Annotated in this window: 17 protein-coding genes; 7 read left to right on the top strand and 10 right to left on the bottom strand. The window is 69.0% G+C overall.

Annotation, left to right across the window (positions count from 1 at the left end; translation table 11 throughout):
• Window positions 1-47: 47 nt before the first annotated feature.
• From ACWHYQ_RS03725 to ACWHYQ_RS03685, 9 genes are all read right to left on the bottom strand, one after another.
• Window positions 48-782: an SDR family NAD(P)-dependent oxidoreductase gene (locus ACWHYQ_RS03725; RefSeq protein ID WP_447974403.1), complete on the bottom strand. Its 735-nt coding sequence runs from the start codon at window positions 780-782 to the stop codon at window positions 48-50.
• A 25-nt stretch (window positions 783-807) separates the two neighbouring features.
• The gene (locus ACWHYQ_RS03720; RefSeq protein WP_447974402.1) at window positions 808-1,539 is read right to left on the bottom strand and encodes a TIGR04282 family arsenosugar biosynthesis glycosyltransferase; all 732 of its coding nucleotides are present in this window, start codon (window positions 1,537-1,539) and stop codon (window positions 808-810) included.
• The gene (locus tag ACWHYQ_RS03715; protein WP_447974401.1) at window positions 1,536-2,024 is read right to left on the bottom strand and encodes a TIGR04283 family arsenosugar biosynthesis glycosyltransferase; all 489 of its coding nucleotides are present in this window, start codon (window positions 2,022-2,024) and stop codon (window positions 1,536-1,538) included. The genes ACWHYQ_RS03720 and ACWHYQ_RS03715 overlap by 4 nt, the downstream gene beginning before the upstream one ends.
• A complete protein-coding gene (locus ACWHYQ_RS03710) occupies window positions 2,021-2,191 on the bottom strand; it encodes a glycosyltransferase (protein ID WP_447974400.1) in 171 nt (56 codons plus the stop codon). The genes ACWHYQ_RS03715 and ACWHYQ_RS03710 overlap by 4 nt, the downstream gene beginning before the upstream one ends.
• A gap of 8 nt (window positions 2,192-2,199) precedes the next feature.
• A complete protein-coding gene (locus tag ACWHYQ_RS03705) occupies window positions 2,200-2,628 on the bottom strand; it encodes a hypothetical protein (RefSeq protein ID WP_447974399.1) in 429 nt (142 codons plus the stop codon).
• A gap of 14 nt (window positions 2,629-2,642) precedes the next feature.
• Window positions 2,643-3,821 carry a 2'-deoxycytidine 5'-triphosphate deaminase gene (locus tag ACWHYQ_RS03700; RefSeq protein ID WP_447974398.1) on the bottom strand — a complete coding sequence of 393 codons (1,179 nt, stop codon included), beginning with the start codon at window positions 3,819-3,821 and terminating at the stop codon, window positions 2,643-2,645.
• Window positions 3,818-4,954, bottom strand: coding sequence for a KamA family radical SAM protein (locus tag ACWHYQ_RS03695; RefSeq protein WP_447974397.1), 1,137 nt, complete (start codon window positions 4,952-4,954; stop codon window positions 3,818-3,820). The genes ACWHYQ_RS03700 and ACWHYQ_RS03695 overlap by 4 nt, the downstream gene beginning before the upstream one ends.
• 46 nt (window positions 4,955-5,000) lie before the next feature.
• A complete protein-coding gene (locus ACWHYQ_RS03690) occupies window positions 5,001-5,264 on the bottom strand; it encodes a glutathione S-transferase N-terminal domain-containing protein (protein WP_447974396.1) in 264 nt (87 codons plus the stop codon).
• A 104-nt stretch (window positions 5,265-5,368) separates the two neighbouring features.
• Window positions 5,369-6,973, bottom strand: coding sequence for a hypothetical protein (locus tag ACWHYQ_RS03685; RefSeq protein ID WP_447974395.1), 1,605 nt, complete (start codon window positions 6,971-6,973; stop codon window positions 5,369-5,371).
• A gap of 358 nt (window positions 6,974-7,331) precedes the next feature.
• Here ACWHYQ_RS03685 and ACWHYQ_RS03680 point away from each other — a divergent pair, with 358 nt between their 5' ends.
• From ACWHYQ_RS03680 to ACWHYQ_RS03650, 7 genes are all read left to right on the top strand, one after another.
• Window positions 7,332-8,912 (top strand): phosphatidylglycerol lysyltransferase domain-containing protein, encoded by a 1,581-nt coding sequence (locus ACWHYQ_RS03680; RefSeq protein ID WP_447974394.1) that lies wholly within the window; start codon window positions 7,332-7,334, stop codon window positions 8,910-8,912.
• Entirely contained in the window at window positions 8,909-11,617 is a 2,709-nt protein-coding gene (locus ACWHYQ_RS03675) for an ATP-binding protein (RefSeq protein WP_447974393.1), read from the top strand. Before ACWHYQ_RS03680 ends, ACWHYQ_RS03675 begins: the two co-directional genes overlap by 4 nt.
• Window positions 11,618-11,694: 77 nt before the next feature.
• On the top strand, window positions 11,695-12,537 hold the full coding sequence (locus tag ACWHYQ_RS03670) for an AAA family ATPase (protein ID WP_447974392.1): 843 nt from the start codon (window positions 11,695-11,697) through the stop codon (window positions 12,535-12,537).
• Window positions 12,538-12,740: 203 nt separating this feature from the next.
• Window positions 12,741-13,178, top strand: a complete 438-nt coding sequence (locus tag ACWHYQ_RS03665) for a hypothetical protein (protein WP_447974391.1) — start codon at window positions 12,741-12,743, stop codon at window positions 13,176-13,178.
• A 58-nt stretch (window positions 13,179-13,236) separates the two neighbouring features.
• Window positions 13,237-14,448 carry an NAD(P)/FAD-dependent oxidoreductase gene (locus tag ACWHYQ_RS03660; protein ID WP_447974390.1) on the top strand — a complete coding sequence of 404 codons (1,212 nt, stop codon included), beginning with the start codon at window positions 13,237-13,239 and terminating at the stop codon, window positions 14,446-14,448.
• A 111-nt stretch (window positions 14,449-14,559) separates the two neighbouring features.
• Window positions 14,560-14,886 (top strand): DUF167 domain-containing protein, encoded by a 327-nt coding sequence (locus ACWHYQ_RS03655; RefSeq protein ID WP_447974389.1) that lies wholly within the window; start codon window positions 14,560-14,562, stop codon window positions 14,884-14,886.
• On the top strand, window positions 14,883-15,983 hold the full coding sequence (locus ACWHYQ_RS03650) for an AIR synthase-related protein (protein WP_447974388.1): 1,101 nt from the start codon (window positions 14,883-14,885) through the stop codon (window positions 15,981-15,983). Before ACWHYQ_RS03655 ends, ACWHYQ_RS03650 begins: the two co-directional genes overlap by 4 nt.
• Window positions 15,984-16,360: 377 nt before the next feature.
• Here the strand turns inward: ACWHYQ_RS03650 and ACWHYQ_RS03645 are convergent, their stop codons facing one another.
• Window positions 16,361-17,608 (bottom strand): M28 family metallopeptidase, encoded by a 1,248-nt coding sequence (locus tag ACWHYQ_RS03645; RefSeq protein WP_447974387.1) that lies wholly within the window; start codon window positions 17,606-17,608, stop codon window positions 16,361-16,363.
• Between the last annotated feature and the right edge of the window lie 70 nt (window positions 17,609-17,678).

Genomic DNA, 17,678 nt, shown 5'->3' with positions numbered 1-17,678 from the left:
TTGAGGTTGAGGGGAGTTCCTGAGCCTTAACCTAAGCCTCAACCTTCTCAGACCCCCCACCCTCCGCTGACGTGGATGTTCGTGCCGTTCACGTAGCGAGCCTCGTCCGAGAGCAGGAAGCGGACCGCGGCCACCGTGTCCGTGACCTCGCCGACGTAGCCGGCGGGGATGCGTTTGACCACGCCGACCAGTTCTCCCGGCGGGGCGCTGCCCGAATCAATGAACCCCGGGGAGATCGCGTTGACCGTGATCCCGTGCGGCGCGAGCAGCTTGGCGAGGGTCCGCGTCAGGATCAGGATGCCGGCCTTCGCGATGTAGTGTGCGGTCACGTCCGGCTGCGCGACCATCTGGTCGGCGTTGGCCATGCTGAACGTGACGATCCGGCCGTAGCGGCGGGCCTTCATGCCCGGCGCGACCGCCTGCGCGAGGTAGAAGACCGGGTGGAGGTTGTTCGTGAACATCTCCGTCCAGCCTTCGGGGGTCTCCTCCAGCAAGCTGATCCGATGATAGGGCCCGGCGCAGTTGATGAGGACGTCCAGCCGGCCCCAGGTCTGCTCAACCTGCTGGACCAGGGCCCGGGCGGCCGCGGGGTCGGACACGTCGCAGCGCACCGCGAGCGCGCGGGCGCCGCGCTCCTCGAGGGCCTTCCGGGTCTCCTCCGCCTCCTTCTGACTGGTTCGATAGCAGATCGCCACGGCCCATTGGGGCGAGGCCAGGTCCAGCGCGATCGCGCGCCCGATCCCGCGGGCGCCCCCGGTGATCAAGGCAACTCGGTCCTCCATAGGGAGCCTCCCCGGTCATAAGTGTTCAGCCGTCCGGTTGGTCCGTCCGGGCGGGCAGCCGCTCAGCCAGCAACCGTAACACCCCGGCCGTCCGCTTGGAGAGGTCCGGAACCCCGGCGGCCGGCTTGCCACTCGTGCCCTTCCGGTCGAGCCCGCACTCCCGAATCACGGCCCTCAGGTCTTCGATCGTATCCAGATCGCGGCAGGGCGGCAAGAGGGCCGTCTTGAGCCCGAGCGCCCGGGCCTTCTGCTGCGTGCACGCGAGCACCTGATCGGTGGACCAGGGGATGCCCGCGAACAGGTCCGGTGCGGGCCGGCTCAGGCCGATGAGATAGTACCCGCCGTCCACGGCGGGGCCTAGCACCAGCTCATGCGAGCCCAGCAGGCCGCGCGCGTGCTCATAGGCGGAGGCCGGGAGCCGCGGCACGTCGGTGCCCGTCAGCACGACCCGCCCGTAGCTCCGAGCGAAGAGGAGGTCGAAGATTCGGCGCATCCGGGTGCCGAGGTCCTCGCCGACCTGGTCGAGCAGGCGGACGCTGTAGCGTTCCTCCAGGATTTTGAAGAAGACATGGTTGGACGTCGGGGCGCAGGCGACGAACCGGTCCATCCGGGCCGCCGCCCGGGCGCGCTCCAGCGCGTCCAGCACGAGGCTGCCATGGAGGCTCGCGGCCTCGTCCGGCGTCAACGGCGGGCAGAGGCGCGTCTTGACCTGGCCGGGCACCGGGGCCTTGGCGAAGATGACCAGAGCAGCGTTCATCGCACGTGACCATAGAGGTGCTGCAGGCGGTGCGGGCTCACGCCCAGCCAGTAGAGGAAGCGCAGCAGCCACATCAGGAGGATCGTCCGGACGGGGCCGCAGGCCTCCCATCGGCGGAAGGACGTGACGACCGTGGACCGGAGCGGCACCAGGCGGCCGGCCCGCTTCAACCGCCGCGAGAAGTCCACGTCCTCCATGAGCGGCACGTCCGCGAAGCCGCCGAGCCGCTCGAAGACCTCCCGACGGACGAAGATGGCCTGGTCGCCCGTGGCGATCCCGGTCCAGCGGGAGCGCAGATTCATCAGGTGGCTCACGAGCCAGGCCGCCCCGCAATCCCGATCGAAACGCACGTCGAAGCGGCCCCCGACGCAGGCGGGGTCGCGCAAGGCCTGCTCGATCGCCCCGCGTGCGTCGTCGGGCAGCCGGGTGTCGGCGTGGAGGAACAGGAGCACGTCGCCGCTGCTCGCCGCGGCCCCTGCGTTCATCTGCCGGGCGCGCCGGCGAGCGCCGATTCGGCCACGGCGCGCGTCCCGTCGCGGCTCCCGCCGTCCACCACGATCACCTCGTCGAAGCCGAGCGAGAGCGCGCGCCGAAGCGTGTCGGCCAGGACCCGCTCCTCGTTCAGCGCCGGAACGACGACGGAGACGCGCATGGGCGGTGCTATTTGCTCGCGGCGCTCTTGAACATGAAGAAGCTGACCATCAGGACCGTCGCCCAGAAGATGGCCTGCTTGTGCCAGAAGTGGACTTCCCCGTAGTGGAAGAACCCGAGGGCCAGGACGATCGCGACCGTGATGACCCCGTAACGGACCGAGGGGTTCCGGATCGCCGAATGGGCCCAGATGGCCAGACCCGCGAAGTACAGGATCAGTGGGAACACGTTGATCTCGAAGCCCCCACTGATCGAGAGCAGCACGTTCAGAAAGCCGATAAACATCATCGCCGTGCCGATAAGCTTCTCGGCGGTGGCGAGCTGCCGCTCCTCGCTCGTGTCGGGCTCGGCCTCGCTCGGGGCGTGCGGCGGTGGCCGCAGCGGCGCCTCGGTCCCCTCCGGCGCCTCGGTCCGGTCCTGCTGCCTCGGCTCGTCCATGAGTCCTGCTCGGGTCAGGCTTTGAAGTGCTTGCTCAGCGTCAGCCCCTGTCGCTGATAGGAAGACCCCAGGGAGGCTCCGTAGACCTGGGTGGGGGGCTCCACCATCCTATCATAGACAACCTTAAAGAAAGTCTGTCCGTCGTAGATCAGGAAGGGCACGTCGTGCGGCCGCACCTCGAGCACCACCTGCGTGCCCTTCAGCTCGCCGTGCCCGTAGCCGAAGCCGGGGTCGAAGAAGCCCGCGTAGTGGGTACGCAACTCCCCGCAGGCCGCCTCGTAGGCCACCATCTCGGCGGCGAACCCGGGTGGGACCCGGATGCGCTCCTTGGAAGCCAGGATGTAGAACTCTTCCGGCTCGAGCAGGAGACTGCCGTTGCGATGGCGGCGGATCGGTTCCCAGAAGTCCAGGGCGGCATAGTAGCCGATCTTGGAGAGGTCAATGACGTGGCTGTTCTTCTTGGCCCGGTAGCCGACGATCGGATCGGCGGCCCGGTCCGCGCCCTGAAGGTCGATGCGCAGGAAGAGGCCGCGGTCCGTGCGGAGCGCAGCCTCCGCCACGGGCTTGCCCCCCGGCTGGTTGTGGTAGAGCAACGGCGTCCGGCGGTGCACGGCCCGCAGATCCACGTCCGCCACTGTGGGAGAGCCCCGGATCAGGCGGATCTGGTTCAGCGACATGCCCGTCTGGACCTTGATCGTGAACGAGCGTGGGACGACCTCCAGGTACAGCGGGCCGGTGTAACCGGCATGGATCTCGTCGAAGCCTGCGTTCAGGTCCGTGATGACCCGCGTGAAGACGTCGAGCCGCCCGGTCGTGCTCTTCGGGTTCGCCCGGGCACGCAACATCCTCGGCAGACGCAGGCTCTCGAGCAGCGGCACCAGGTACACGTGCCCGCGCTCCAGGATCGCGCCGCCCCTCAGGTCCATCTCGTACATGACGAGGTCGGACTGGTAGAAGTCCAGCACGTCCTGTCCTGAGCCGGTCGAAGGGTCGAGCCGGCTACGGATCTCGGACTGCTCGGGCAGAAAGCTGCTGAGCAGCCGGTAGGCCTTGGTGCCCAGCCGGAGATCAAGGCTCGCGGGCTGGATCTGGCGCGGCTCGATCGGCGCTTCCGCGCGGATCACGCCCGTGGCGATGAGCTGCTTCAGGCGCTGGTAGGGCAGGATCCCCTGCCGGTCCCGGCCGCGGCTCACAGGTCGTCCAGCGCTCCCTCGCAGCAGTCGCCGAACCGGGATTGGGCGGCGACCATTGGCAGCTCGCGCAGGCCCGTCGGCCCTCCGGACGAGGGCGGCTGCGGATAGTGAAAGGTTTGGTTCTCGTAGTTGCGGAGGACCACGCCGTCCTGATCCAGGCTGACCAGGTACTCCTGGGGCAGGAGCGGAATCTTCCCGCCGCCGCCGGGTGCGTCAATGACGAAGTGCGGGACTCCCATGCCGCTCGTGTGCCCCTGGAGGGCGCGGATGATGGCGAGCCCGGTTTCCACGGTCGTGCGGAAGTGGTTGGTGCCCTTGGTCAGGTCCGCCTGGTACAGGTAGTAAGGCTTGACCCGCGCGAGCAGGAGCTGATGGACCAACCGCTTCATTACCTCCGGGTCGTCGTTGACGCCTTTCAGCAGGACGGTCTGGGCGCCGAGCGGCACGCCCGCGTCCGCGAGCCGGCCGCAGGCCTCCTTGACCTCCGGGGTCAGCTCGTCGGGATGGTTGAAATGCAGGTTCATGTAGATCGGGTGGTACTTCTTGAGCATCGCGCAGAGCCGCGGCGTGATCCGCTGGGGCAACGTCCCCGGCACCCGCGAGCCGATCCGGATGATCTCCAGATGGGGGATCGTCCGGAGGGCCTTGAGCACGCGCTCCAGCAGGTGGTCCGGCAGCAGCAGCGGATCACCACCCGAGAGGACGACGTCGCGCACTTCCTGGTGCTCGCGCAAGTAGGCGATGGCCCGATCCAGCTCGCCCTTCTTGAGGAACCCGGGTTTGCCGACCAGGCGCTTGCGCGTGCAGAAGCGGCAGTAGATCGGGCACTGGTTGGTCACCATGAGCAGGACCCGATCGGGATACCGGTGCACCAGGTGCGGCACCGGGCTCATGGTGTCCTCTTCCAGCGGGTCGTCAGGGGCGTCGAAGTCCTCCATCTCGGCCGGATCGGGCACCACCTGCTTCCAGATGGCGTCGCCCCGCTCTTTGATCATCCCCAGCACCGTGGGCGTGATGCGCATCGGATACTCGCCGACGACCTCCTCAATCTCCTTCTCGTCCACGCCGAGCCGATCGGCCAGGTCCTTCGGTTTCACCACACTCTCGGCCAGGATCCGTCTCCATTCCTCCATGGGCGCTCCAGCAAGTAGTGAACGGCCACCAGCGCGCCGCGCGGCGCTATTCGCTCTCGGCTGTGTGCGGTTCGCTGTTCCCGTAGTGCGCGTCGAGATACTCGAGGATGTCCCGTGTCTCGGTCAAAACCCGGTCGCCGTCCTTGAGCACCGGCACGAAGTATTGTCCCGACACCTCATAGACCTGCTGGCGAAACGGCCGGAAGTCCGGGACTAGGACTTCTTCGTACGGGACGCCCAGCTCCTTCAGCTTCTCCCGCACGATGGCGCACTCGGGGCACCAGGTCACGTGATAGAGCGTCACAGGCATGGTAACACGTGAGGCGGGGCACCCCTGGCATGCTTCAGAGCCATGGGGCCCGGAGACGCGTCCAAACGGGTTGTTTGTGTGTTCTTTCCCACGCGTGTCACCAGTCACTCGTCATCCATCACGGGTGTCTCGAACGCGCAGGGCACCATGATCGCATCGCGCATGCCGTGGATGAGCTTCTTCTCCAGCGAGCACACCGTGGCCAGGATGCCGCCCAGTTCCACGCGGTTGCCGGCGACGAAGTAGTAGGGCGAGAGCCGCGCCCGTCCCGCCATCGGGACAATCTCCCCCGAGCCGGGCTCGCCGTACGCCAGCATAAACTGCCGGCCCTTGTGGAATTCCTGAAGGATGTAGGGCGTCGTCGAGAACGAAGCCAGCGCGGCTTCCAGCACCCGAGCCCACTCGGCCTGCGGGAGATCATGGCCGACCGACACCCCCCGGCTCCCCCAGGCCAACTCGGAGAAGCCGGACGGCTTGACGACGTAGCGACGTTCCTTCTGCGTCAGCTCCGCGAGCGCGCGCCAGTCGTTCACGGCGCGTCCCCGGACCCGCAGGTCAGGCACGACCGCCGACGGTGGAATCGGGCGCGGATCGAGCACCCAGGTCCGGGGCATGAGGGCGGCCAGGATCTTGAACGTCTCCGTCCCCAGCTCGTCGGCCCAGAAGGGGGCGAGGACTGGATGGTGCAGTAAGGCGAAGGCCAGCTTCTCCTCCAGCGCCGGCTTGAAGGGCGGGGTGACGACCGTCCGCTCTTTCTTGGCGCTGTACATGATCAGCTCCGCCTTGGGGACGTTCTTGAGATCGAACAACTCGAAGAACCGGTACACCACCGCGACGGGGCGCTCGCGACCGTCGGCGGCGGCCAGCAGCAGGGCCTCCTCGGTGAATCGGATGTCGCGCGGCTCGACGCACCAGGCGTCGAGCCCCCGCTCGCGCAGGCGGCCCGCCAGCCAGGCCATCTCGGGGCGGTAGCCCTTGGCCTCGTCCGACACGACGATGGCGACGCAGCCAGGCCGGTCGCCGACCTGGTGACGCAGCATCGCCGCGAAGCCCCGGACCATACCGTCGGCCCCGCCGACCAGTTCGAAAGGGTGAAGGGGGGCACCCATTGCATGCTTCGGAGCCATGGGGCCCGGTGATGGGCGAGGGGTGGAAGATGAGGGTTGGGCTTTGCTCGCGTCCCATCGCCCATTGCCCATCGCCCATTGCCCATAGGCCTCGGCCAGCGCCCCCGTCAGGCCGATGCCCCCGGGGACTGAGTCCAGCTCGGTGATGACCATACCCTGCTCGGTGGGAATGATGTCCGGCCGGATCACCGCGGGGAGCTGGTCGCGGAACCGTTTCATGCGCGCGAACGAGACGAGCGAGTCCGGCTTGCCCTGGTCGAGATAGTCGGCGACCCAGGCCGGTTGCGCACCTCGGACGCTCTCGACATACAGGCGATTCAAGGCCCGGTAAAAGGCCAGCAGGCGGCCGCCCAAGTCCTCGAAAAAGGCGACGTCGCCTCGGGACAGGAAGAAGGGCTCTGGTGCAATGCGCCAGCGGGTGGTGATGCCGGGCTGATCTCCGGCCTGTCGCGCGCAGGGGGCTCCCTCCTCCGGCGACTCGTCGTACAAGCCGTCCCCGATCAGTTGAGCTCGAATCTCGGCGCAGCGGCGCTGACGCGCCTCGGCTGCGGCCGGACTCGAAAGGTCGTGTGCGAGTGCCAAAGGCCCTCCCATCACCGGGCACCGCCGGCCGGGGCCGCACCGGCCGGACCGGGACTGTCCGGCTGCCTCTGGATGTCGGGGTAGGCACGGTGAGCGCGGTCAGCACGGTGATCGCGATGAGATCGTCCGGCGGGATGGAGCGGATCGGTCGGCTGCATGCGGCTCCCCTCGAGAACGGCGGTGATCGTAACATGGCGCCTCGCGTCCAGACAAGAGCGGCGCGGGGGCGCACAACGTGGAGCGCCGCGAGCTCTTCCGACGCGCTTTCCGGACTGAAGGGCGCTCGGTAATTTGAACTAGGGGGAGGCGGGGGGCCTGCGCCTTGCCTCATCGGGGCTCGGGGCGTATGATTCCGCCTATGGACTTTCAGGCGCAGGCCTGTCCGCCGAAACCTGCCCGACTCCGGGTGCTCCCTCAGATCGTTCCCAGCCAGGTTTGCCTCCGGTGCGAGGTCTGTTGCCGGTTCCCGGAGCCGGACAGCTTTCTGCGTCCCTATTTCACCGCGGAGGAGATCCGCCGGGCGGTCGCAGCCGGCGTGGATCCTGCCTCGTTTCCCGATCCCCAGGGGGGCCAGGTCCGGGTCGTCCCCAACCCTGCAGGCGAGGGGTACCTGTGTCCGGCCTTCGACCCGGCTACCTCGCACTGTCGCATCTACGAGGTCCGGCCGCTGGATTGCCAGCTCTATCCCTTCGCCCTGATGTGGAGCGCCACGGGGGACCAGGTGGTCCTGGGGTGGGACACAAAATGTCCGTTCATGGCGCAACGTGCAAGCTCGGGGCAGGGCGGGCGAGGCATGGAGCCCGATCTTGAGGCGCAGGCCGAGCGCCTCGCGGAATTGCTGGAGCACGCGGAGACGCTCGACGCCGTCGCGCGACATCCCCGGCTGGTCGGCCCGTTCCAGGACGACGTCGTGATCGTCCGCACGCTGCCGCAGCTCACCGAGCGGGTGCGCGCCAGCGGCACCCCTTGCCGTTCGCTGAGCAACCGGTCCTCGGTCTCAGAGGCCTCCTTCGCCCTTCATCCCTCATCCCTCACCCTTCAGGACCGCCCGCGGTTCGAGCAGGCGACGGCCGCGGTCACGACCCCGCTCGGGGCCTATGGCTTCGCCTATCATTTCATCTGGCATCGTCTGTTGGCCTACTCGGCGGCCGACTGTGCCGGCTATCTCTGCCTGTTCGCGGAGTCCCCGGACGGCTGGTTCATGCCCTTGCCGCCGCTGCCGGCCGGGGATGCGGGAGACCGCTCGTCGTTCCGCGAGGTGCTCGCCCACGTGTTTGCCTTCATGCGGGAGCGGAACGGGGCACGCGCGGTGACCCGCATCGAGAACGTCCCGGAGGAGCTGCGCCCGCTCGTCGAGGCGGCCGGCTATCGGGTCGTGCCTAAGGACGCGGAGTACCTCTACCGCGCCCGGAACCTGGCGCGCCTCGCGGGCGACCGGTACAAGTCCCAGCGCGCGGCCTGTAACCGCTTCATGCGACTCTACCGGTACGAGTACGAGCCCTACCGGCCCGAGGACCGGGAGGCCTGCCTGGCGCTCTATCGTCGGTGGGCGGAGCAGCAGGCGGCGCGAGAGCTGCCCTCGATGGCCCGGCAGATGTTGGAGGACGCGGCGCTCGCCCATGACGAGGCGCTCTTCCATGCGGAGGCCTTGGGCTTGGTGGGGCGCGTGGTCCGCGTGGGCGAAACAGTCGCGGCCTATACGTTCGGGTATCGCCGGTCGCCGTCGGTCTTCTGCGTGCTGCTGGAGGTGGCGGACCGGAACCTGCCGGGCCTGGCCCAGTTCCTCTTCCGGGAGTTCTGCCGCGAGGCGGCGGAGGCGGGGTACGAGTTCATCAACAGCCTGGACGACTCGGGGCTGCCCGGCCTCGCCGCGTCAAAGCGCGCCTACCGTCCTGTCTGCCTGGTCTCGAGCTACGTCGTCACGGAGGCGTCTCCATGAAGGCCTCGCCGGCGCCCCGCCCGCACCGGAGGCCCTACGCCTGGCTCACGGTGCTGATCCTCGTCATGACGGTCGTTGCGGTGGGGGCCGGCGTGCTGGCCCTCCACTATGTCGAGGCCCGCCTCGTCGCGATGGCCGGCGAGAGCCTCTCCCTGGCCGCCGCCGAGGTGGCAGACAAGCTCGACCGGTTCCTCTTCGAACGGTACGGCGATGTGCGGATGATGGCGCAGGCCTTCAGCGGGCGGCGGCCGGATCCCTCGGAACTGACCCGGTACCTCCAGCGGATGAAGCAATCCTATGGCGTCTATCTCTGGTTAGGCGTCGCGAACGAGCGGGGCCGCGTGATCGCCGCGACGGATCCCGGGACCCTAGGCATGGACGTCCGTCGCCGGACCTGGTTTCAGGCCGCCCGCGCCGGGCCCGTGGTGCTGGTGGGGGACGTCGAGCCCTACGAGCTAGTGGGCGGGATGGACTCTGTCGCCTTCACGGCGACACTGCTGGGGCCGAAGGAGGAGTTTGCCGGCGTCGTTATGACCCGGGTGGGGCTCCCGGCGATCGAGGGCATGGTGACGCGCACGATCCGGTCCTTCCGCGAGCGGGAGAGCTTTTTGGGAACCATTGAATATCAGTTCCTGACCCGGGACGGGCTGGCCTTTGTGGATTCGGACCTCGCGCACAAGGGCGGCGTGAATCTCAAGCGGCTCGGGCTACCCTCGGCGCGCCTGCTCGAGGCGGGAGCGCCCGGCTACACCCTGGAAGCGCACCTGCGCCGCCACGTGCCGGTCCTGACCGGCTACGCCCGGACGCAGGGCCTGGGGGAGTTCGAGGGCTTGGGCTGGGGCGTGCTCGTGCGGATGGACGAAGCCGACGTGCTGGCCCCGATCCGTGCGGTCCTCCTGAAGCTCACGCTGGTCGGTGCGCTCATCTGGGGGCCGATGTTCGTCTTGTTGCTCTGGGCCGTGGGACGGGTGCGGCGCGAGTACGCGCAGGCCCAACAAGAGAGCGCCCGCGCCCGGGAAGCCGAGGCGACGCTGCGGGAGGGCGCGCGACGGCTGCGCGCGCGGCACGCCGCGACGCAGGTGCTCGCCGAAGCCCGGACCATGAAGGAGGCGGGCGGACGAATCCTGCAGGCGATCTGCGAGAGCCTGGACTGGGAGCTCGGGGTGATCTGGATCGTGGACCGGCCGGCCCAGGTGCTCCGGTGCGTGGACCTCTGGCGTGCCCGGACCCGCGACGTTGGGGAGTTCGAGGCCGCCACGCGACAGCGGACCTTCAGCCTCGGCATCGGGTTGCCCGGGCGGGTCTGGGCGAGCGGGGAGCCCGCCTGGATCCCGGACGTGGTGACGGATCGCAACTTCCCCCGCGCGCCGGCCGCCGCCCGGGCCGGCCTGCACGCAGCGTTCGGGTTCCCGATCCGCCTCCAGGGGCAGGTCCTCGGCGTCATCGAGTTCTTCAGCCATGAGATCCGGCAGCCCGACGAGGATCTCCTCCTCCTGTTCGCCGACATCGGCGGCAAGATCGGCCAGTTCATCGGGCACAAGCAGCTCGAAGAGCAGTTCCGGCAGGCCCAGAAGATGGAGGCAGTCGGGCAGCTCGCCCGTGGCATCGCGCACGATTTCAACAACCTGCTCACGGTGATTGCCGGCTACTGCCAGCTCATGCTCCGGCGGCCCGAGATGCCCGCCTCCCTCCGCGCCGACATCGAGGAGATTCGGAAGGCGAGCGACCGCGCCGCCGGGCTCACCCAGCAACTGCTGGCCTTCAGCCGGCGGCAGCTCCTGCAGCCGAAGCCGATGAACTTGAACCGGACCGTGGCGGCCATGGAGCCGATGCTCCGGCGCCTGATCGGCGAGCACATCGAGCTGGTCACCGAGTTGGCGCCGGACCTGGGGCAGATCAGGGCGGACCCTGGGCAGATGGAACAGGTCGTCATGAACCTGGTCGTGAACGCCCGGGACGCGATGCCGCAGGGCGGCCGCCTCACGATCCGAACGGCCAACGCCGATCTCTCGGGTGCCTCCGCGCAACGGCCGGATCTCCCACCGGGCTCCTACGTCGTCCTGCTCGTCAGCGATACGGGAACCGGCATGGACGCGGTGGTCCGCTCGCACATCTTCGAACCGTTCTACACCACGAAAGGGATCGGCAAGGGAACGGGGCTGGGGCTCTCGACCGTCTATGGAATCGTCAAGCAGAGCGACGGCGACATCGTCGTCGAGAGCGAGCCGGGGGCGGGCACGACCTTCACGATCTACCTCCCGCGGATGGACGAGGGGGGCGCCGTCGAGCCGACGCGCGACGACGGCGGCGACCGCGCGGAGCAGGGCTCCGAGACCATCCTGCTGGCCGAGGACGAGGACATGATCCGGACGATGGTGAGCCGGGTGTTGCGCGCGCGGGGGTACCGAGTGCTAGAAGCCCGCGACGGCAGCGAGGCGGTGCGCCTGGGGACGGAGGCCCGCGAGCCGATCCATCTGCTGCTGACCGACGTCGTCATGCCGGGCATGAACGGCAAGGAGGTGGCCGCCACGCTCGCCGCGGCCCATCCAGAGATGCGCGTGCTGTACATCTCCGGCTATACGGACAACGCCGATGTGAGCTGCGGCGTGCTGGGCGAGCGCGCGGACTTCCTGCAGAAGCCCTTCACGCCGGAGACGCTGACGCGACGGGTCCGCGAGACCCTCAGCAGGCCCCGCGATCCGTGACGCGGACCCTCCGCCTTGTGAGAGGAGTGCGCGGGGGCATATAATGCCGCGCATCGCGCCTCGAAGGTAGGACCGGGATGGACCAGGAGGATCGCATCGTGCCAGTCAAGGGGCAGGAGCTGGACATCGAACGCTTCCGGGTGCGGGAGGAGCCCTACTATCAGGAGGTGAGCGCCGAGATCGGCCTGTTCACGATCGCCGCGCGGAGCAAGATGCCGGTCATGTTGAAGGGGCCGACCGGCTGCGGGAAGACGCGGTTCGTCCAGCACATGGCCTATCGCCTCGGCCGCCCCCTCATCACCGTGGCCTGTCACGAGGACCTGACCGCCTCCGACCTGGTCGGCCGCTATCTCCTCAAGGGTGACGAGACGGTCTGGGTGGACGGACCGCTCACCCTGGGCGTCAAGCATGGCGCGATCGTCTATCTTGACGAGATCGTCGAGGCGCGCAAGGACACGACCGTCATCATCCATCCGCTGAGCGACGACCGGCGCCTGCTCCCGATCGAGAAGAAGGGGCAGGTCATCGCCGCGGTGGACGACTTCATGCTCGTGATCTCGTACAACCCCGGCTACCAGAGCGTGCTCAAGGACCTGAAGCAGAGCACCAAACAGCGGTTCATGGCGATCGAGTTTGGCTATCCGCCGCGCGAGATCGAGGCGCGGGTGATCGAGCACGAGGCGGGCGTGGACAAGGACACCGCGTTGCGGCTGGTCAAGCTCGGCGAGAAGGTCCGGAACCTCCGCAACCACGGGCTGGAGGAGGGCGTCAGCACCCGGCTGCTGATCTACGCAGGCGAGTTGATCCGGCAAGGCGTGCCGCCGGCCCGCGCCTGCGAAGCGGCGGTCGCGCGGCCGATCACGGACGATCCCGACATGCAGCGGAGCATCCTGGACCTGGTCGGGGCAATTTTCGGGTGACGAGCGACGGGCGAGGCGTGCCTGGGGGCTGGTTGCGGACCGCGAGCAGTCGTTTCAAAACCTCAGGGCCATGCTTCATCGGCGCAGCGCGAACGGAACACGCGCATGGTTTCCATGGCACTCCGTTCGCCCTGAGCCTGTCGAAGGGTGAACGGAGGGTTTTGGAAACGACTTCTAGGAGTGAGTCGGGATCAGGAGGCGACATGACGAGGTCGGGACGATTGGCAGCGATAGGGCTCATGACGCTCATGCTGGCGGGGTGCGGAAGCCTGATGCATCCGAAGGCGGGCGAGTTCCTGGCGCAGGCGAGGGGGGCCAGCGGCGTCGAGACCGCGATCAATCTCACGACCATGATCGAGAGGACGATAGCCGAGCTTCAGGGCAAGTCCGACTACGAGGCCGGGCTCGATAGGTTGCACAATCAGCTCTACGCCCTCAAGAAGGCTGGCTGCCAGGTCACGGAGAGGCAAGCCAAGACGGTCGCCTACGCGAAGGCCGTGACGCTGCGGCGGGAGGTCGGCACCGTCTTCCACCGTCTCTGGAAGAACCGGGAGGACCAGGCGCTGCGGGACATGCACCTAGAGCTGCTCGCCAAACGGGTCCAGGAGCTTCGGGACGCCCTCCAGGGGGTCAAGGGCTGAACCCGAACCTGGCCTGGGCTGCGGCGCCCGCCTCACTGGGCTCCGCCCCGACGACACTATGCGGGTCCTGATCCTCGGAGCGGGGTACGGTGGCCTTCGCCTGGCGCTGGAGCTGGACCGCGGCCTGCGCCGCGGGCAGTGGAAGGGGCAGGTCATGCTGGTGGACCAGTACCCGCTCCACCAGCTTGTGACCGAGATGCACCAGGTCGCCGCCGGCTCGGTCCTCTCCGACTTCGTCACGGTTCCTCTGGACAAGGTCCTGGGCGGCCGGCGCATCGCGTTCCGCCAGGCCGCAGTCACGGGTTTCGCCCTCGCCGACCGCAGGGTCGTCACGACCCTGGGCCCCCTGGTCTACGATGTTCTGGTGGTCGCCCTGGGGGGCGAAGTGGACTATTTCGACGTGCCCGCCCCACGCATCCCGGGTCTCCGCCAGCACGCCATTGGCATCCAGACGATGCAGCAGGCCAACGCCGTCCAAGCCCGGCTGCAGGAGACGGTCTATCGCTATGCGAAGGACGGCCGTGGCCCCAAGCCCCTGATCCTCGCGGTCGGCGGGGCGGGCATGACGGGGGTCGAAGTCGCTGGGCAGTTGGCTGACGAGGCCGGTCACTGGTGCCGCGAATACCGGCTCCCGCCCGACGCAATTCAGGTGTGGCTCCTGGAAGCGCAGGACCGCATCCTGCCCGGGGTCCATCCCCGGATCGCCGACTATGCCGCCACCGTGCTGGCACGGAAGGGCGTGCGGATCCGGGTCCGGACTCCGATCGTGCGCGTGGAGCCGGATCGGCTCGTGCTCGCCTCCGGGGAGGAAGTGGCGGTGGCGCTGCTGGTCTGGGCCGGCGGGGTGCGCGGGCCCGGGGTGCTGGCCGACTCGGGGCTGTCGCTGGACGCGCAGGGGCGCGTCCGCGTCAACGGCTACCTGCAGGCCGAGGGGCAGGCCGACGTGTACGCGATCGGCGACTGCGCGCTCGTGCTCCATCCGCAGACCGGCCAGCCCTGCGTCCCCTCGGCGCGGCTCGCGCTGAATGAGGCCGCCTGGCTCGCGGGCTACCTCACGGGTCGTTGGAGCTTCCCCTTCGTCCCCCACACGACCGGCGTGGTCATCGCGCTGGGGGCGGACGCCGCCGTGGCAGTGATCGGCCGCCTGCGGTTCTTCGGCCGGCTCGCCTCCTTGCTCAAGTTGCTGATCTCCCTGAAATACCTGTATTCGATCGGCGGCCTCCGGCTGGTGCTCTACCAGCTTCGGGTCGGTCTGATGGGGAAGATTTGAGCCTCGTTATTCGTTGCTCGTCAGTCGTTCAGCCCAGGCACGCCTCGAAGACCCGATGGCGTTGCCCTCTCGCAGGAAAAACAACTGGCCAATAACGTGTCACCAGGACCCATGACTAATGCCAGTCCCCTCATCCGCGACACCCCGGAAGGGGCCGTGCTGAGCGTCCATGTGCAGCCGAAGGCGGCAAAGACCGAATATGCCGGGCTGCACGGGGCGGCGCTCAAGATTCGGGTCGCCGCGCCGCCGGCTGAGGGGGCGGCCAACGAGGCCCTCTGCGCCTACCTCGCCGCCTGCTTCGGCCTCCCCAAGGGCGCCGTCGAGGTGCGGTTGGGCCGGGCCGCGCGGGAGAAACGCGTCCTGCTCCGTGGCCTGTCCGCCCACCGAGTCCGCGAAGCTCTGGATCGGCTCCCGAACGCCGGGCTGGCCCCTCGATGACAGCGGGTCCCTCCCTCCCGGTCGGCAAGCTGCCCGTGCGTCTGCTCCGCTCCCTGTTGACTGCCGTCCGGCGAGGAACCACCCGGCGGGCGGCCGTAGCCGTCGGGCCGGGAATCGGCCTGGATGCGGCGGCGATTGACCTCGGTGACCGGTACCTGGTCGCCAAAACCGATCCGATCACGTTCCTCGCCGAGGATGCCGCTGCCTACCTGCTGACGATCAATGCGAACGACCTGGCCTGCTTGGGTGCGCGCCCGCGCTGGCTGCTGGCAACGGTGCTCCTTCCGGCCCGCGCGACGCGCGCCGGCACGGTGTCGCGGATCTTCCGCCAGCTCAGCCGATCCTGCCGCGCGCTCGGCGTTGCGCTCTGCGGCGGCCACACGGAAGTCACCGACGCGGTCACGCGGCCGGTGATCGCCGGCGCGTTGCTCGGCGACTGTCCCAAGGGGCGCTTGATCACCGCCGCCGGCGCCCGTGTCGGCGACGTGCTCCTGCTCACCAAGGGCATTCCGATCGAGGCCGTGTCCGTGCTGGCGCGAGAGCGCGCCGCTGCGCTGCGGCGACTCCACTCGGCGCGCTTCGTCGCGCGCTGCCGGCGCTACCTGACCGACCCGGGCATCAGCATCGTCCGCGACGCCCGGCTTGCTCTCGCTGCGGGCGGCGTGCACGCCCTCCACGATCCCACCGAGGGCGGATTGAGCGCGGCGCTCTACGAGCTGGCTGAGGCGGCCGGGGTGGGGCTGCTGGTGGAGGAACGCGCCATTCCCGTGCTGCCGGAGGGGGCGGCGCTCTGCGCCGCGTTCGGGCTCAACCCGCTCGGCGCCCTTGCCTCCGGGGCCCTGCTCATCTGCGCGGACCCGCGGCGGGCGCCAGCCATCCTGCACCGTCTGGTCCGGGCGGGCGTGCCGGCCGTTCGCATCGGAATGGTGCGGCCGCGGCGCGACGGGGTGCGGCTGGCGACCCGGGACGGGCGCCAGCGGGCCTTCCCTCGCTTCCGCGTTGATGAAGTCGCACGAGCTTTGGCGGCGCCCGGCCGGTCCCGTCCTTGCGGCCGCCTCGCACAGGCGCTTCCTGACCGCTTGCGTCAGGGGCCGTAGGGGACTACGCTCGGTCTCGCAGGATCTGCCCCGATGCGGCGCGATGCGCCAGCGGCTCTAGCCGGGGAGGGGGAGAAGTCGCGTGCAGGACGTGGCGCCAAGCCGAGCCGATCTGGAAGCGCTCGCCCGCCGGCATGGGATTCGTCGCGGACCCCCTGTTCCTCAAGACGATGCTGGAGTCCTGTCGTCTGCGCTACGGAGATCCGAGGGAGTCCAACGGCTCCGGCTCTCCGCGTTCAAGCGGTATCAGGACCACCGCCGGTTCCTAGAGCTCGAGCGCCGGCTGGCTCGATACCGGACCTCCTCATGATTGATGTCGAGCTCGTGACGCGCAAGCTGGCCGGCAAACCGCTTCAAGAGTTTCTGCGGGCCGGCGCCTAGAGCAGAAAGCACCCCGGGAAATCCGCGAGCAGGCACTGCATCCGGATGGAGAGCCGCTCCAGCCGCGTGAGGTCCGCGGCCGTCGGCTCGGCGGGGTCAAACGTCTGCAGCCACTCGTGGTCCCACTTCAGCTTCAGGAGCGAGAGCGGCGAGGTGCCAGGAATGCGCGTCTCCCAGCGCGCGGCGAGCGCCACGAGTGGGCGGAGCGTGGCCACCTCGTCGGCCAGCTCGATCCGGTTCGGCTCGAACCGGTAGGGTGCCCGGTCCTGGTCGAGCCGCTGGAAGAGCGCGACCAGCCACCGGACCGTCGCGGCCATCCGTTCATAATGCAGCGTGTCGGGCAGGTCGGTCGGCCGGTGGTAGCGCGGCGTCCGCCCCGCCGAGAGGAACAGGAACGGCACGCCCGCGTTCCGGAAGGCGTCGTAATCGCTGAACGACACCGGCCCCACGAGGGGAACCGCCTCGACCAGGTGCATGCCGACGGGCAGTACGGAAAGCTCGCCTGCGTCTGCGCGCTTTCCCCGCTGTCCGGGGCTCGGGGCTTGGGGCTCGGGGCTAGCGGGAGAAAGCCCTCCGCGAGCCTCTAGCTCCTTGCCTCTAGCCGGTGCCGCCTCTCTCACGCGCCGATACAGCCCGGGGCTTTTCTCCGCACCGGCCGCGAAGACGGAGTCCCGCAGGGGCTCCCAGTGCGCGCCGCCCATGAGGTCCATGATGACCGCGGCCTGGAGGTTGGCCAGCGAGCCGATCTCGACCGGCAGGTGGTCGGCGAAGTATTGCGAGCCCATTTGCGGGGTGCGGATGTAGGGCGGCTCCTCCGTGTTGAAGGCGACGAAGAGGAGGGCATAGTTCGAGAGCGGCGGCAGGAGCCGCGCGGTCTCCAGCAGGATGGCGACGGCCGAGGCGTTGTCGTCCGCGCCGAGGTAAGCCCCACCCAAATGGTCGTAATGGGCGCCTAGGAGGAGCCAGCGTCCAGTGCCCGCGCCGCTTGCGGGACGGACGCCGATCAGGTTGTCCCCCAGCGCCTCGGAGATCCGCTGGCCGTACCCCCCGAGCGAAGGGAGCGGCTGCAGGGCCAGCTCGCGGAAGCGAGCGGCCAGGTACGCCGCGGCGGCGCGGTTCCCCGGCGTGCCTGGCTTGCGACCCGCCAGCTCCGGGCTGGCGAGGTAGCGGACATGGGCGCGGAGCTGCTGGGCCAGGTCGCTGGCCAGGGGGAGCGTGCAGGGATCAATCGCGGCCATGGCCATGAGGCCCGCGGCGAACGCGACGGTCGCCGTACCGGCGATCGCAAGGAGAGCGGCCGGCGCGGCCCGCGGC

The sequence above is a fragment of the Nitrospira sp. Kam-Ns4a genome (assembly GCF_965152595.1).
The sequence above is the reverse complement of the archived record's forward strand: the minus strand, read 5'-3'. Positions and strand labels throughout refer to the sequence as shown.

Bases quoted from the DNA above. Each gene is read 5' to 3' on its own strand.
- ACWHYQ_RS03725 (WP_447974403.1), bottom strand. From the start codon at position 782: ATGGAGGACCGAGTTGCCTTGATCACCGGGGGCGCCCGCGGGATCGGG.
- ACWHYQ_RS03720 (WP_447974402.1), bottom strand. From the start codon at position 1,539: ATGAACGCTGCTCTGGTCATCTTCGCCAAGGCCCCGGTGCCCGGCCAG.
- ACWHYQ_RS03715 (WP_447974401.1), bottom strand. From the start codon at position 2,024: ATGAACGCAGGGGCCGCGGCGAGCAGCGGCGACGTGCTCCTGTTCCTC.
- ACWHYQ_RS03710 (WP_447974400.1), bottom strand. From the start codon at position 2,191: ATGCGCGTCTCCGTCGTCGTTCCGGCGCTGAACGAGGAGCGGGTCCTG.
- ACWHYQ_RS03705 (WP_447974399.1), bottom strand. From the start codon at position 2,628: ATGGACGAGCCGAGGCAGCAGGACCGGACCGAGGCGCCGGAGGGGACC.
- ACWHYQ_RS03695 (WP_447974397.1), bottom strand. From the start codon at position 4,954: ATGGAGGAATGGAGACGGATCCTGGCCGAGAGTGTGGTGAAACCGAAG.
- ACWHYQ_RS03690 (WP_447974396.1), bottom strand. From the start codon at position 5,264: ATGCCTGTGACGCTCTATCACGTGACCTGGTGCCCCGAGTGCGCCATC.
- ACWHYQ_RS03680 (WP_447974394.1), top strand. From the start codon at position 7,332: ATGGACTTTCAGGCGCAGGCCTGTCCGCCGAAACCTGCCCGACTCCGG.
- ACWHYQ_RS03675 (WP_447974393.1), top strand. From the start codon at position 8,909: ATGAAGGCCTCGCCGGCGCCCCGCCCGCACCGGAGGCCCTACGCCTGG.
- ACWHYQ_RS03670 (WP_447974392.1), top strand. From the start codon at position 11,695: ATGGACCAGGAGGATCGCATCGTGCCAGTCAAGGGGCAGGAGCTGGAC.
- ACWHYQ_RS03665 (WP_447974391.1), top strand. From the start codon at position 12,741: ATGACGAGGTCGGGACGATTGGCAGCGATAGGGCTCATGACGCTCATG.
- ACWHYQ_RS03660 (WP_447974390.1), top strand. From the start codon at position 13,237: ATGCGGGTCCTGATCCTCGGAGCGGGGTACGGTGGCCTTCGCCTGGCG.
- ACWHYQ_RS03655 (WP_447974389.1), top strand. From the start codon at position 14,560: ATGACTAATGCCAGTCCCCTCATCCGCGACACCCCGGAAGGGGCCGTG.
- ACWHYQ_RS03650 (WP_447974388.1), top strand. From the start codon at position 14,883: ATGACAGCGGGTCCCTCCCTCCCGGTCGGCAAGCTGCCCGTGCGTCTG.
- ACWHYQ_RS03645 (WP_447974387.1), bottom strand. From the start codon at position 17,608: ATGGCCATGGCCGCGATTGATCCCTGCACGCTCCCCCTGGCCAGCGAC.